The sequence below is a fragment of the Streptosporangium sp. NPDC053982 genome, from assembly GCF_055585205.1.
Genome location: NZ_JBVJKQ010000008.1, coordinates 29711 through 43523 on the forward strand (window position 1 = coordinate 29711; position 13813 = coordinate 43523).

The following is a 13813-nucleotide window of genomic DNA, read 5'->3' on the forward strand; positions in this document are numbered from 1 at the left end:
TTCTACGGTCTGCTCATTATCGGCAGGCGCGCCGGCTGAAAAAGGGACAACGCCGGCGCGCAGACCTCTCACGTCCGTGAGGGGTCTTTTTGTTTGCCGGGCTCCGCGGACCTTGGGGAGCCGGACGGACACGCGGCGGACGACCCGGACCCGCAAGGAGACTCGCATGAACGACGACCGGTTCCATGTGTACGACACGACGCTACGGGACGGAGCCCAGCAGGAGGGCCTGAACCTGACGGTGGCCGACAAGCTGGCCATCGCCCGTCACCTGGACGACCTGGGCGTCGGTTTCATCGAGGGCGGCTGGCCCGGCGCCAATCCCAAGGACACCGAGTTCTTCAGGCGGGCTCGAACAGAGCTCGGCCTGAAGCACGCGCAGCTCGCCGCGTTCGGCGCGACCCGCCGGGCGGGCGTGAAGGCGGCCGACGACCCGTTGGTGGCCGCGCTGCGCGAATCCGGCGCGCCGGTCGTGACCCTTGTCGCCAAGAGCCACGACCGGCACGTCGAGCTGGCCCTCCGCACGACCCTTGAGGAGAACCTCGCGATGATCCGCGACACGGTCTCCCATCTTCGTGCGGAGGGCCAGAGGGTCTTCCTCGACGCCGAGCACTTCTTCGACGGCTACCTGTCCAACCCGGCCTACGCGCTGGAGGTCCTGCACACCGCGGCCGAGGCGGGCGCCTCGGTGATCGCGCTGTGCGACACCAACGGCGGCATGCTGCCCGACGAGCTGGCCGAGGTCGTCCAGGCGGCGGTGGGCACCTCCGCCCGGATCGGCATCCACTGCCACGACGACACCGGCTGCGCCGTGGCCAACACCCTCGCCGCGGTCCAGGCGGGCGCCACCCACGTGCAGGGCTGCGCCAACGGGTACGGCGAGCGCTCCGGCAACGCCAACCTGTTCACCGTCGTGGCCAACCTGCAGCTCAAGCGGGGCTTCGACCTCGTCCCGGCGGAGTCGCTGTCCGAGATGACGCGGATCGCGCACGCGATCACCGAGGTGACCAACGCCACCCCCAACTCCCACGCCCCCTACGTGGGCGTCTCGGCCTTCGCGCACAAGGCCGGACTGCACGCCAGCGCGATCAAGGTCGATCCCAACCTCTACCAGCACATCGACCCGGCGCAGGTGGGCAACGACATGCGGATGCTCGTCTCCGACATGGCCGGCCGGGCCTCCGTGGAGCTCAAGGGCCGCGAGCTGGGCTACGAGCTGCCCCCGGAGACCTCACGCGAGCTGGTGGACCGCGTCAAGGACATGGAGTCGAAGGGCTTCACCTTCGAGGCGGCCGACGCCTCCTTCGAGCTGCTGCTCCGCGACACCGTGGCGGGCCGCCGGCTGCGCCACTTCACGGTCGAGTCCTGGCGGGTGATCGTCGAGCGGACCCGCGGGGCCGAGCTGGTCAGCGAGGCCACGGTCAAGCTGCACGCCAAGGGGGAGCGGATCGTCTCCACCGGGGAGGGCAACGGCCCGGTCAACGCGCTGGACAAGGCGGTCCGGCTGGGTCTGGAGCGGCTCTACCCCGAGCTGGCCGAGCTGGAGCTCACCGACTTCAAGGTCCGCATCCTGGAGGGCACGTCCGGCACCGGCGCGGTCACCCGCGTGCTGGTCACCACCAGCGACGCGGACGGCGAGTGGTCCACCGTGGGCGTCGACGAGAACATCATCGAGGCGTCCTGGCAGGCCCTGGAGCAGGCCGTCACCTACGGGCTGTTCCGGGCGGGCCACGTCGCCGGCTGACCGCCGCCCGCCGTGCCCGCCGTGTCCCGGGGTACGGCGGGCCGTACCCCGGGCGTATCCGGGTGGGGCTCAGCGCAGGTCGGCGCCGGAGACCCGGAAGCTCACCGGCCCCTGGGAGGTCTCCACGGTCACCTTGGAACCGGAGCAGGAGACCGAGGGCCTGTCGGTCCCCGGCACCACGACGGTGAGCACCGGGTCCGCCGACGCGGGGGAGACGACCGCCGGGGCGGGCTGCTTGCTGAGGTAGGCGGTGGAGACCCAGCCCTGGTAGGGGTTCCGCTGCCCGCGGATCACCTCGAGCCCGCCGACCGGCTTGCACGAGGGCATCGAGACCTGCGCCAGCGTGGCCTTCCAGCCCGCCTTGTCCTTGACCACGACCCGGCCGCCGGAGGCGGAGACGACGGACAGCTCCGAGGCGAGATGCCAGGTGGTCGTGACCTTGGAGCCCTTGGCCACGGTGTCCAGCACGGCCATCACGTCGCGCCCGTGGCCGACCAGCACCGAACGGGTCCTCGGCACGCCGTAGGCCCGGTCGGTCAGCCGGTAGCTCTGCCGGTCCTCGCCGAGGGACGACCTGCTCAGGGAGGTGGCGGTCTTCCCACGGAACGGCCGTCCCGCCACGGCCGGGGTGTTGTGCGCCTGCGGCGACCCCGTCCAGCGACGGTAGGCGTTCTCCTCGTAGGAGTGGAAGCCCACGTCCACCAGTACGTCGCGGCCCTGGGCGTAGTAGGTCACGCCCAGGTGGTCCTCGTGCCCGTGGTACTTCAGGCCGGGACCGAAGCGGATGGAGTAGAACGCCGACTCGGGCTTGTCCCAGGCGGTGCGCCCGTAGACGTAGCCGTTGCCGAACACCTTGACCTTCGCCTTGGGGTGGTCGTAGCCGGTCGGCCGCACGTCCGCGCCGCCGTCGCCGATCGGGACCATGAACCCGTTCGGCTGGGTGGAGTGGGAGATGAAGGTCTCCAGCCCCTCCCACCGGTCGGCGATCCCGGCGGGGACCTTGAGGCCGCACGCCTTGATGTTCTCCATCGCGACGCTGAGCCGCTCGTGGACGTAGAGCGCGTAGCGCGGCGCCTGCTCGCGCAGCACGCCCTGGGAGTCGACGTCCAGCTTGACCGTCTCGGTCAGGCGCCGCAGGGCGAGGCCGGACCACTTCGGGCGCTTGTAGCGGCACCCGATGCCCAGCAGCGCGATGTCCTGGTCGATGCCGTGGTTGTGGCCCTTCTCGTACAGGCGGGGGTCGGACAGCACCGCGGCGTGCTCGGCCAGGCTCTTCGACAGCCAGGGCTCCTGGACGTGCTTGCTGAGACAGACCAGGGCGGGGGCGCGCAGCGCGACGGGGTGCTCCTGCCAGGCGTACGGGCTGGCCTTCGGGCCGCCGCGGCGCGGGTTGTCGGCCACCCAGTCCTTGGCGATCTCGGTGGCGCGGGTCAGGTAGGACTTCTCCCCGCTGGTCTCGTACTCGGCCACCAGCCGCCCCATCCAGCGCAGTGAGTGGAAGACCATGCTCCAGGAGCGGTTGCGGTAGGGGTCGGTGCGCCAGTCGACGTCCTTGCCGACCTTGACCGGCGGGAGGTCCAGGAACTCGACCTCGCCGTTCATGATGTCCGGCGCGGTCGGGGTGGCCGGCAGCCAGTCGCCCTGGCACTCGGAGGTGCGTTCCACCGCGGCCTGAGCCGGACCGGTCACCGTGGCGTGGCTCGCGAGGAGGACGGTGGAGAGGATGAGTGCTCTGGTGCGGCGGCGCACGCCTGTTCCTTCCGGGGCTGACGACGGGGGCGGATCATGCTGTCCGTATCCCACCAAACCGGTCAAGTCGGGAAGGGCGCTTTCAGGGGATCGTTAGCAACCAGATGCGCGCGGCGCGTCCGACGACGGCTCCGGAGGCGGGTTCGGCCGGCCGTCATCACGTCCGCCCGTCATCACGTCCGCCCGTCATCACGTCCGCCCGTCAACCCGCCTTCGCCCGTCGTGCTCCGCCCACGCGGTCTCGCCGAAATCCCGTCCGCTCCGCCCGCAGGCCGCGTCGCCCGGGTCTTCGACGCCGCGGATCCCCGGGTGCGCCCCGGGGGTCCGCCTGCCTGAGAAGCGCCGGGCGCTCAGGACTCCTGGCCGCCGGGGCCGGTGCTCTGGACGACCTCGAACGACCACAGCTCGGACCCGGTGGCGGCCGGCGCCTGGCCCTGTCCGTGCCCGTGTCCCTGACCGGCCTCCTGCCCGTGGCCGTGGCCGTGTCCGGCGCCGCCGCCCTCCCCGGCGTGACCCCGCTGGAACGCCTGGCTCTCGGTCCAGCGCCTGAAGTCGTCCTCGGAGCGCCAGCGGGTGTAGACCATGTAGCGGTCGGTGCCCTCGACCGGGCGGAGCAGCTCGAACCACTCGAACCCGTCCGCCGACTCGACCATCCCGGCGCGTGAGGAGAACCGGCGTTCCAGTTCCCGGCGCATCTCCGCCGGCACCGTCAGGACATTGATCTTCACGACCGACACATCTTCTCCCTGGCGTTCGAGGCGTTGCCTGCGGAAGGCCACTCTACGACCGGCGTCCCTCAGGCGACGGTCCGGCGGGGGCGTGGCGGCTCGGCCAGGTTCACCCTGGCCACGGCCGGTACGTGCTCGGCCTCCAGCGCGTACCGCGCGTGTGAGACGGCCACCCCGCCGATCTGCTCGCAGATCGCGCTCATCGGGGCGGTCTCGTCGGCCGTCAGGCGCAGCCGTACGGCGGGGTGGGCGCTCGTGCCCGTCATGGCGGCGGTGACGTCGTGGACGGCCGGGTGCGCGCGGACCTCGGCCGCCACCGCCTCGGTCACCGTGTCCGCGCGGACGTCGGTGGCGCCGCCCGGTCCGTGCTCCAGGCGGATGCCGCGCAGCCTGCCGCTCCGTCCCTGGACGATCAGCCAGCGCAGCCCGAACAGGGCGAGCAGCGTCGCGGCCAGGGAGAGCGCCCCCCAGCTCCACGGGGCGTTGCGGGCGAATCCGGCGCGCGTCGCGGGGCTGATCAGCGGCTCCGTGGCGGACGCCCAGCTCTGCGGGAGCAGCCGGGTGCCGCGGGCGAGCGCGTAGGCGCCGGCGATGGTCAGCAGCAGACCTATGATCAGCAGCCCCAGCCGGTTGCCCCGCGCGGTCCTCCTGTCCACCTCCGGCTCACCTCCCCCGCAGCCGCACGGTCACCGGATGGTCGTGCACGGGGGAGAGCTCCTCGATCCGCGCGCGTACGGCCTGCCGTACGGCCTCGGGGAGTCCGGACGCGTCGCGCAGCGTGGTGCGGGCGGTCACCCGCGCGGTCCGGCCGGCCAGCCGTACCCGGGAGTGCTCGACTCCCGGCACCCGGTCCGCCGCGTGGGCCAGGGCGCCGGTGAACCCGCGCCGCCGCACGCCGACGATCAGGTCGGGGTCGCCGGTCCTGACCGGGACCGTCCCGGGCCTGCCGGGGATGAGCGCGAGCAGGATCAGCAGCAGGCCCAGCGCGGTGAGCAGGGTCGCGGCCCCCAGCGCCTGCGGGGACCGCCACGGCGTCGAGGAGGCCCAGGCGAGCATGCGGTCGTACGGCACGACGCGCAGCGGCATGCCGAGCAGCGCGGAGATGATCTCAGCCGCCACCAGGCCGCCGACGGCGAGCATCAGGACGGCCGTGACGACGGCGGGGACCACCCGGCGCGGGCGGAAGGCCCGGACGGCCGCCCGGTCGGCGGCCCGGTTCCGTGGGACCGGGCCGGACGCGGACGGGCCGGCGGCCGGGGTCTGTTCCGGAGTCCCCGCGCCGGGTGCGGTCGGCGGGCCCGGGGGAGGGGACCCGGTGGGCGTCCCCCCGGAAGCCGGGCCTGCCGGTCCGGGCGGTCCTGCCGGTTCGGGCGGTCCTGGCGGTCCGGGCGGTCCTGCCGGTTCGGGCGGTCCGGGCGGTTCCGGCGGTTCCGGGGCGGCGGAGGCGGTCATGGCGTGTCATCTCCCGGGGACGGCACGAGGTCGGTCACGCCGATGTCGATGTGGCCGACGGAGAGGCCGGTGAGGTCGTGGACGCGGCGGGCGACGTGCCGCCGGATCTCCTCGGCGACCTGCCGCAGCGGGACGGGGTAGGCCACCGACACGTCCAGTTCCAGGACGGCGAGCTCGTCGTGCACGACGGCGTGGGTGCCGCCCGGGGCCAGCCCGCCGCGCTCACGGACCCGGTGCACGTGCGGCACCTCCCCGGCGGCCCGGGCGGCGATGCGCGCCACCACCCGCTCGGGGATGTCGGTCCTGCCCCGCCGCTCGGGCGGCACACCCGACGGGCCGGGCCCGGCGCGGGCCGCCTCCCACGCGGGGACGCCGCCCGGCTCCGGCGGGACATCCGCCGCCGCGGGCGGCGCGGACCCGGCGGGAGCGGTCATCTGCGCCTCGCGGACAGCTTGGACAGGTCCACCGCGTCGCCGTCGACGAGGCGGCCGATGATCAACCCGACGGCGCCCAGGACCAGCACCAGCAGGAACGCGCCCAGGCCGCCGAAGGCCGCCGCGAAGCCCAGGGCCACGCCGGCGATCAGGCCGATGAGCGACCAGATGGGAAATCCGTTCACCGTATACCTCCGATGTGGATGTTCACCGGGCGGCCGCCCACCAGCGGGGCGAGGGCGGCGCGCACGTCTTCGGCGATCTCCGGCAGCGGCCGTCCGGGCCGGACGACGATGGAGACCTCGACCTGGTCGTCCCGTACGGCGACGCCGGGCACCTTCTCTCCCGGCAGGTAGGTCGCCACCGCGCCGAACGGGCCGCCGGAGAGCCCTGCGACGCCGGGGCAGTGCCGTACGGCGTCGGCGACCTCATGGGCCAGCTCACTCACCGGACACGCGCCTCCTGCTCGCTCTCCCGTTCCCTTTCCGGTCGTTCCGGCTCGGGCAGATGGACGTCGTCGACCCGGATGTTGACCTCGGTGACCTCCAGGCCGGTCATGCGCTCGACCGCCGAGATCACGTTGCGGCGCACCGAGCCGGCCAGGTCGGGGATGGCGACGCCGTACTCGACCACGAGGTCGATGTCGACGGCGGCCTGCCGCTCGCCCACCTCCACGGCCACGCCCTGGGTGACGTTCCGGTCGCCGCCGCCGACCATGCCGCGGACCGCGCCGAGGGCGCGTGTTCCGCCGGTGCCCATGGCGTGGACGCCCTCTATCTCACGGGCGGCCATGCCGGCGATCTTCGCGACGACGCCGCTCTCGATGCTCGTGGTGCCCTTCGGCGTTATCAGGTCTCCGCCGGATCCCGGGTTGTCGGTCCGCGTCCGCGACGGCGGGGCGCCCTCGTCCCTCGGCCTGTTCGCCGTGCTCGCTTCGGTCACGTCGACTCCCTCCCCCGAGGGGAAGTCCGCCTGCTCCCCCGAACCAGTGCCTGTAAAGGGTGGTACCCCTAATAACAATAGAAATCAGGACATGATAATTATTGGGCGGATAATGGAAATAGATGGCTGATTGATTACCGCGGTTTTCCGGGGAAATTCCGAAAAGGGATCCCCGGTGATCGTTCCGGCGTTCCCGATGTTCCCGGCGGCGGCCGTCCGGAGCCGTACGGGGGCGGGGGAGCGGTGAGGACCGGACGGCCGGGGACCCGGGGCGGCGGGCCGGGGAGCGGCGGCGGTCCCGGGCGGCCCACGGGCGCGACTAGCCTTGTCCTGTGCGTATCGCGAGGTTCTCCACAGGTGAAGGTGTCGGATTCGGGGTGGTCGAGGGCGGCCCCGGCGAGGAGTTCGTCTCCGCGATCTCCGGGCACCCGTTCGGCTCGATCCAGTTCACCGGCGAGCGCCACCCGCTCTCGCAGGTCCGGCTGCTCGCGCCGATGCTGCCCAGCAAGGTCGTGGCGATCGGCAGGAACTACGCCGAGCACGCCCGCGAGATGGGCGGCGACGTCCCCGAGGAGCCGCTGATCTTCCTGAAGCCGTCCACCTCGGTGATCGGCCACGGAGAGACCATCGCCTACCCCGTCGGGCTGTCGGAGCGGGTCGACTACGAGGGCGAGCTGGCCGTGGTCATCGGCAGGCTCTGCCGCGACGTGCCCGCCGAGCGGGCCCGCGAGGTCATCTTCGGCTACACCTGCGCCAACGACGTCACCGCCCGCGACCTGCAGAAGAAGGACGTCCAGTTCACCCGGGCCAAGGGCTTCGACACGTTCTGCCCCCTCGGCCCGTGGATCCAGACCGTGCTCGACCCGGACGACCTCGCCATCACCACGACGGTGAACGGCGAGCTCCGGCAGAGCTCGCGCACCTCCAAGCTCATGCACGACATCCCGGCGCTGATCGCCCACGTCAGCGCGGTCATGACCCTGATCCCCGGCGACGTCATCCTCACCGGGACCCCCGAGGGAGTCGGACCGCTGGACGTCGGCGACGAGGTCAGCGTCGGCATCGAAGGAATCGGCACTCTCACCAACCGGGTGGTCTCCCGTGATTAGGGTTCGTTTCGCTCCCTCGCCCACCGGCATGTTCCATGTCGGCGGCGCCCGTTCGGCGCTGTTCAACTGGGCGCTGGCCGAGCAGTCCGGCGGCAGGTTCGTCCTGCGCATCGAGGACACCGACGCCGCGCGCAACCGGCCGGAGTGGACCGAGGGCATCATCTCGGCGCTGGCCTGGATCGGCATCCACGAGGACAGCCCGTTCTTCGAGGGCCCCTACTTCCAGTCGTCCTACGAGGAGCAGCACCGCGAGGCGGTGACCAAGCTCCTCGCCGCCGGCCGCGCCTACCACTGCACCTGCACCCGCGACGACGTCAAGGCCCGCACCGGCTCCGAGCACCGCGGCTACGACGGCTTCTGCCGCGAGCGGGGCCTCACCGAGGGCGCGGTCCGCTTCCGCACCCCCGACGAGGGCGTGACGGTCGTCGACGACCTCGTGCGCGGCAGGGTCGAGTTCCCCAACGACGCGATGGAGGACTTCGTCATCGCCCGCGCCGACGGCTCGCCGCTGTTCGCGCTGGCGAACGTGGTCGACGACATCGAGATGCGGATCAGCCACGTGGTCCGCGCCGAGGAGCACCTGTCCAACACGCCCAAGCAGCAGCTGCTGTGGGAGGCGCTCGGCGTGACCCCGCCCGTCTGGGCGCACCTGCCGGTCATCGTCAACGAGAAGCGCCAGAAGCTCTCCAAGCGCCGCGACAAGGTCGCCCTGGAGTCCTACCGCGACGAGGGCCACCTGCCGGAGGCGATGGTCAACTACCTCATGCTGCTCGGCTGGGGTCCCGGCGGCGACCGGGAGATCATGCCCTGGTCGGAGATGGTGCCGCTGTTCCGCCTGGAGGACGTCAACCCCTCCTCGGCGTTCTTCGACGAGAAGAAGCTGCGCGCGTTCAACGGCGAGTACATCCGGGCGCTGGCGCTCGACGACTTCATCGACCGCTGCGACCCGTGGCTCGCGCCCGACTGGGACCGCGAGACCTTCGCCAAGGTCGCCGGGCTCGCCCAGACCCGCATCGCGGTGCTGAGCGAGATCACGGCGAACGTCGACTTCCTCTTCCTGGACGAGCCCGTCTTCGACCAGGCGTCGTGGGACAAGGCGATGAAGACCTCCGCCAGGGAGATCCTCACCGGCTACCTCGCCCGTCTGGAGAAGGCCGACTTCGACCCCGAGTCGCTCAAGACCGCGCTGGAGGAGGTCGGCGCCGAGCACGGCCTCAAGCTCGGCAAGGCCCAGGCCCCGGTCCGCGTGGCGATCACCGGCCGGACCGTCGGCCTGCCGCTGTTCGAGTCGATCGAGGCGCTGGGCCGCGAGCGCTCCGTCGCCCGCCTCCGCGCCGCCCTCACCCGCCTGGAGGGCTGAGCCTCTCCCGGACCCCCGGGAAACGCGCCGGTGCCCGGACGCGGCCTTCGCGTCCGGGCACCGGTCGTACACGGGTTCTCCTGCCAAGCCGTATGCGGTGCCGGCTCGTCGTGTGTGTTGAGCCTGGACGGACCTCTGCGGCCCGGATGCCGCCTCGGCGGAGCCCGCGGGCTGTTATACGAATGCGCGACGATTGTTCAACGGCCGCGTAGCATGAACGCATGGGAACGATCGGCTTCAGGCCCACCGAAGAGGACGAGCGGATCATCAAAGCGGCACAGCGGGGCGGCGAGCGCACCAGCGATGTGATCCGCCGCGCCCTGCGTCTCCTGGAACGTGAGGTGTGGCTCGCCCAGGCTCGTGTCGACGCCGAGCGGCTGGCCGACGAAGATCTGTCCGAAGAGCAGGACGCCTGGTGATCCGGGGCGCGGTCTACCGCGTGGACTTCGGAGACGCGAAGCGAGGGCACGAACAGCGGGGGCGCCGTTACGGCCTGGTGCTGAGCCCGAGCTCCATGCCGTGGAACGTCGCGACCGTCGTCCCCACCTCTACCAGCGCACAGCCGGCGGCTTTCCGTCCGGAGCTGGAGATGGCGGGAACCCTCACCCGTTTCCTGGTGGACCAGATCCGGTCCGTCGACATCGCCTTCATCCACGGCGACCCGGTGCACTACCTGGACCACGACGAACTCGCCGAGGTGGAGCACGCCGTCACCCTCTACCTGGGGCTGTAGGCTCCCGTTCCCGCGCCGCCCTCATCTCCTCGAAGGGCTGAGCCTCTCCCGGGCTCCGGGAGGTCCCATCCCGGTTTCCCCGAATGAGACCTCTCCCGAGTCCCCGGGGAACGCGCCGGTGCCCGGATGCGGTCTTCGTGTCCGGGCACCGTTCGCACGCCGGGAAGGTCACGCCGGGGCGATCGGCTCCTGGAGCTCGGTCACCCACCCCCGCGGATCGCCGGGGCATTCGAGGTAGAGCTCCCGGGGATAGCCGGCCGAACGGTGGCCGCTCGTCTCGATCCAGTTGGTCAGCGTCTGGGCCGTGGGCAGGACGTCGTCCATCGGGCCGCGGTGCACGATGGTGGCGGCCCGCTCGATCGCGGGCAGGTCCACGATCGTCAGGCCGTGACCGTCCGCGGGGCCGGCCGCGACCGGCATCGCGGCGTGCACGAGGACGGCTTCGCCGTCCGGGGCGTCCTGGTAGTAGGCGATGCCCGGCCCCACCGGGGTCACGCCCGCCCGCTCCAGCCTGCGGCACAGCTCGTCGAAGAGCGGCCCGGCCACCGGGCCGATGTCCTCGGGCTCGTAGCTCGCGGCGGTGCCGCTCAGCTCGGCCACCCGTACGGCGGGAATGCGCTTGACCACCACGTCGTCGATGTTCATGCGTCCCTCGCTTTCGATCGTCCGGAGCCTCGCCTCGATCTGGGCCAACCGGGCCGCCGTGGCCGCGAGCGCCGTCTCCAGCTCCGCCCGCCGCAGCCGGAGCATCCCGCGCAGCTCCTCGGCACTCACCGGCTCGTCCACGATCGCCGCCACCTGCCTGAGGGTGAACCCGAGGTCCTTCAGGGCGACGATGCGGTTGAGCCGGGCGAGCTGACCGGCCTCGTAGAAGCGGTAACCGCTGTACGGATCGACGTGGGCGGGGCGCAGCAGCCCGACGGCGTCGTAGTGGCGCAGCATGCGGACCGAGACGCGGCCGTGTCTGGCGAAGGCTCCGATGGTGAACATGGTCCTCCCACTTCAGGGCCTCACACGATGTGAGGGTCAAGCCTGCCCGATTTCCGGCGGGCCGGCGTTCCGGGGAGGTCCGCTCCGGTGGCGGGGGGGGGGGGGGGGGGGGGGGGGCCGGGGGGGGGGGGGGGGGGGGGGGGGGGCCCCCCCCCCCCCGGCGGGTCAGTGGAGACGGTGGAACAGGGCGATCCACCGGTCCGGGTGGACGTGGGCGACGACGCTGTCCGGATCGACGCCGGCCCCGGCGAGGGCCGCGTCGACCTCGGCGGCGGAGTGGCGGCGGCGCAGCGAGGCGCGCAGAGTGCCGCCGACCCCGCTGAAGCCGAGTTCGACCAGATCGCGGTAGGCGTCCATGGCCTCCGGAGGAAGCAGGCCGGCGGGCCTGCGCCGGATGCGCAGGATCGCCGAGTCGACCCCGGGGACCGGGCGGAACGCGGCGCGGTCGATCACGCCGTGCAGGTGCCAGGTGTGGTGGGGCCAGCTCACCACGGTGAGCCTGCTCCACCTGCCGTAGTCGCCGGTGCGTTTGCGGGCGTACTCCAGCTGGGTGACGAGAGTGGCCGAGGTGAGGTTCCCCGCCCGCAGGCACCAGTCGACGATGCGCGAGGTCACCGCGTAGGGGATGTTGCCCACGACGGCGAACGGCTCGGCGGGCGGCCTGGCGGCGGTGAAGTCGCCGCGGACGACCTCGATCCGGTCGTCGTCGCGGGTGCGTGCGGCCAGCTTTCCGGCCAGCAGCGGATCGATCTCGTAGGCGATGACCTTTCTGCAACGGCCGGCCAGGACCCGGGTGAGGGGGCCCTCTCCCGCGCCGGGTTCGAGGACGAGGTCCCCGGGTTCCGGCGCCGCGGCGGCGACGACACGGTCGATCTCGCGGGGATCGGCCATGAAGTTCTGCGAGAGGGCACGCCTCGCCTGGTCGCGGGTGGTTCTCCCGCCGCCGCCGGCCCTGACCTTCTTCTGGGTGTGTGAATGGTTTCCGTGTGCGAATGAACGCGCCACAGCGTTTCGCCCCTTCGGGGTCCGAGAGATGGATCGGGTCTCGGAGAAGCCCTGGGCGCACGCGTGCGGACGCGCGTCATGAGATGCGGAGCGCGCGTCCTAGCGGGCCAGGGCCCGGGTGGCGCGAGGCCGCTTGACCAGGCCCACCCGGAGGTGGGCGTAGCACAGTGCGTGGTTCATGGCTCCAGGTTAGGGAGGGCCGCAACCGGTTTTCCCACGGGAGACCCGGCGGTGACGAACACGGTGACGAGCGCGGCGGCCAGGGCGGTGCCCGCCGCCATGGCCAGCCAGACGCCGGTGACGCCGAGCGCCGCGCCCAGCGCGTGGGCCAGGACGAGCTGTACGGCGAAGCCCGTCAGGGTGGCGGACAGCACCCGGCTCCCGCGCCCGCTCGCCTGCAGCGTCCCGCCCGCGGCGATCAGCGCGCCGAACGGGACGAGGTAGAGCGTCATCCACCGCAGGAAGTCCACGGTCCCGGCGGCCACCGCCGCGTCCGCGGTGAACAGCCCGGCCACGGGCACGGCGACGGCGTTGAGCACGGCCGCCACGACCCCGCCCGCGGCCAGGCCGAGGGACAGCGCGGGACCCGCCCGGCCCGACCGGGCCGTCTGGATCATCGCGGCCTGCCGGAGCGCGTAGAAGGCCATCACCCCGGCCATCATGATCTTGGTGCCGGTGCCGTACGCGGCCAGTGACGTCACCCCGAACCCGCCGACCAGCTCCACCATGAGCATGCCGACCAGCGATCGGGCCAGGAAGTCCCCGGACATGGGCAGGCCGGTGCGGACGATCTCTCCGGCGTCCCGGACGTTCCCGGCTCTCCCCGGCTCCGTGAGCCTTCCCGGCCCCGCGGTGTCCGGGGCGTCCCCGGCGTCCCCGGTCTCCGCTGTGACCAGGCGGAGCCTTCGCGCCGGAGGCCCGGCGGCCGCGCGGCGGGACAGACGCCGGGACAGGAGGGTCAGTGCGACGCCGAGGGCCGCGGCGCGGGCGGTGACGGTCGCCGCGGCGGCCCCCTGGACGCCCATGCCGAGGCCGTAGACGAACAGGGGATCCAGAACGATCACCAGCGCGTTGCACAGCAGCGCGGTGCGCATCGGGGTGGCGGTGTCGCCGAGGCCCTTGAAGATCCCGTCGGTGAGCGTCTGGGCGTAGAAGACCGGCAGGCCGGCCAGGGAGACGAGGAAGAAGCCGGCGGTCAGCCGGGCCGTCCCGGGGTCCTCGGTGAACAGCCGGGCCAGCGGCTCGCGCAGCAGCACGCCGGGGACCGCCACCGCCAGGCTCACCGCCCCGCCCAGCAGCCAGGCCGTACGGACGACCGGCCCGAGCGGCTCCCGGCCGTCGCGGCGGCCGACCGCGACGGTGGTCCCGGTGGAGACGGCGAGCACGACGCCGAGGGCGAGGTTCTCGGCGGCCGTCGCGATCGTCACCGTCGCGACGGCCGGACCGCCCAGGGGGGACACCCAGAGCAGGTCGATCAGGCCGACCGCGACCACGGCGGTCAGCAGCTCCACGTAGACGGGCAGGGCGAGGCGGAGCAGCTTCATCTTTACCTCTTTTCGAGCTATCT

General features: G+C 72.5%; 16 protein-coding genes. 5 read left to right on the forward strand and 11 right to left on the reverse strand.

Annotation, left to right across the window (positions count from 1 at the left end; all coding sequences use genetic code 11):
- Positions 1 to 166: 166 nt before the first annotated feature.
- Positions 167 to 1744: a citramalate synthase gene (cimA, locus tag ACZ6W9_RS15580; RefSeq protein ID WP_362945970.1), complete on the forward strand. Its 1578-nt coding sequence runs from the start codon at positions 167 to 169 to the stop codon at positions 1742 to 1744.
- 69 nt (positions 1745 to 1813) lie between these two features.
- Here cimA and ACZ6W9_RS15585 read toward each other — a convergent pair whose 3' ends face one another.
- The 8 genes from ACZ6W9_RS15585 to ACZ6W9_RS15620 form a co-directional block, all read right to left on the reverse strand.
- Entirely contained in the window at positions 1814 to 3493 is a 1680-nt protein-coding gene (locus tag ACZ6W9_RS15585; protein ID WP_470118246.1) for a heparinase II/III domain-containing protein, read from the reverse strand.
- A gap of 350 nt (positions 3494 to 3843) precedes the next feature.
- Positions 3844 to 4230: an antibiotic biosynthesis monooxygenase family protein gene (locus ACZ6W9_RS15590; protein ID WP_470118248.1), complete on the reverse strand. Its 387-nt coding sequence runs from the start codon at positions 4228 to 4230 to the stop codon at positions 3844 to 3846.
- 59 nt (positions 4231 to 4289) lie between these two features.
- On the reverse strand, positions 4290 to 4877 hold the full coding sequence (locus tag ACZ6W9_RS15595; protein WP_362945963.1) for a hypothetical protein: 588 nt from the start codon (positions 4875 to 4877) through the stop codon (positions 4290 to 4292).
- A gap of 7 nt (positions 4878 to 4884) precedes the next feature.
- A complete protein-coding gene (locus ACZ6W9_RS15600) occupies positions 4885 to 5391 on the reverse strand; it encodes a DUF6286 domain-containing protein (RefSeq protein ID WP_470118250.1) in 507 nt (168 codons plus the stop codon).
- 278 nt (positions 5392 to 5669) lie between these two features.
- Entirely contained in the window at positions 5670 to 6107 is a 438-nt protein-coding gene (locus ACZ6W9_RS15605) for an Asp23/Gls24 family envelope stress response protein (protein ID WP_389959806.1), read from the reverse strand.
- Positions 6104 to 6292 carry a hypothetical protein gene (locus ACZ6W9_RS15610; protein WP_389959809.1) on the reverse strand — a complete coding sequence of 63 codons (189 nt, stop codon included), beginning with the start codon at positions 6290 to 6292 and terminating at the stop codon, positions 6104 to 6106. The genes ACZ6W9_RS15605 and ACZ6W9_RS15610 overlap by 4 nt, the downstream gene beginning before the upstream one ends.
- Positions 6289 to 6555, reverse strand: coding sequence for an Asp23/Gls24 family envelope stress response protein (locus tag ACZ6W9_RS15615; RefSeq protein ID WP_362945953.1), 267 nt, complete (start codon positions 6553 to 6555; stop codon positions 6289 to 6291). Before ACZ6W9_RS15615 ends, ACZ6W9_RS15610 begins: the two co-directional genes overlap by 4 nt.
- On the reverse strand, positions 6552 to 7049 hold the full coding sequence (locus ACZ6W9_RS15620; RefSeq protein ID WP_389959812.1) for an Asp23/Gls24 family envelope stress response protein: 498 nt from the start codon (positions 7047 to 7049) through the stop codon (positions 6552 to 6554). Before ACZ6W9_RS15620 ends, ACZ6W9_RS15615 begins: the two co-directional genes overlap by 4 nt.
- 332 nt (positions 7050 to 7381) lie before the next feature.
- On the opposite strand from ACZ6W9_RS15620, the gene ACZ6W9_RS15625 reads away from it, so the two are divergent.
- The 4 genes from ACZ6W9_RS15625 to ACZ6W9_RS15640 all read left to right on the forward strand — a co-directional run bounded on the left by ACZ6W9_RS15625 (position 7382) and on the right by ACZ6W9_RS15640 (position 10251).
- Positions 7382 to 8158, forward strand: a complete 777-nt coding sequence (locus tag ACZ6W9_RS15625; protein WP_362945951.1) for a fumarylacetoacetate hydrolase family protein — start codon at positions 7382 to 7384, stop codon at positions 8156 to 8158.
- 28 nt (positions 8159 to 8186) lie between these two features.
- A complete protein-coding gene (gene gltX / locus ACZ6W9_RS15630; protein ID WP_389960314.1) occupies positions 8187 to 9518 on the forward strand; it encodes a glutamate--tRNA ligase in 1332 nt (443 codons plus the stop codon).
- A 221-nt stretch (positions 9519 to 9739) separates the two neighbouring features.
- On the forward strand, positions 9740 to 9937 hold the full coding sequence (locus ACZ6W9_RS15635; RefSeq protein WP_389959815.1) for a hypothetical protein: 198 nt from the start codon (positions 9740 to 9742) through the stop codon (positions 9935 to 9937).
- Complete coding sequence (locus ACZ6W9_RS15640; RefSeq protein WP_389959818.1) at positions 9934 to 10251, forward strand: type II toxin-antitoxin system PemK/MazF family toxin; 318 nt, start codon at positions 9934 to 9936, stop codon at positions 10249 to 10251. Before ACZ6W9_RS15635 ends, ACZ6W9_RS15640 begins: the two co-directional genes overlap by 4 nt.
- 168 nt (positions 10252 to 10419) lie before the next feature.
- Here ACZ6W9_RS15640 and ACZ6W9_RS15645 read toward each other — a convergent pair whose 3' ends face one another.
- The 3 genes from ACZ6W9_RS15645 to ACZ6W9_RS15655 form a co-directional block, all read right to left on the reverse strand.
- Positions 10420 to 11241 (reverse strand): MerR family transcriptional regulator, encoded by an 822-nt coding sequence (locus tag ACZ6W9_RS15645; protein ID WP_389959821.1) that lies wholly within the window; start codon positions 11239 to 11241, stop codon positions 10420 to 10422.
- A gap of 165 nt (positions 11242 to 11406) precedes the next feature.
- Positions 11407 to 12246: an ErmE/ErmH/ErmO/ErmR family 23S rRNA (adenine(2058)-N(6))-methyltransferase gene (erm, locus tag ACZ6W9_RS15650; RefSeq protein WP_470118254.1), complete on the reverse strand. Its 840-nt coding sequence runs from the start codon at positions 12244 to 12246 to the stop codon at positions 11407 to 11409.
- Between the two features lie 176 nt (positions 12247 to 12422).
- Positions 12423 to 13790, reverse strand: coding sequence for an MATE family efflux transporter (locus ACZ6W9_RS15655; RefSeq protein ID WP_389959825.1), 1368 nt, complete (start codon positions 13788 to 13790; stop codon positions 12423 to 12425).
- Between the last annotated feature and the right edge of the window lie 23 nt (positions 13791 to 13813).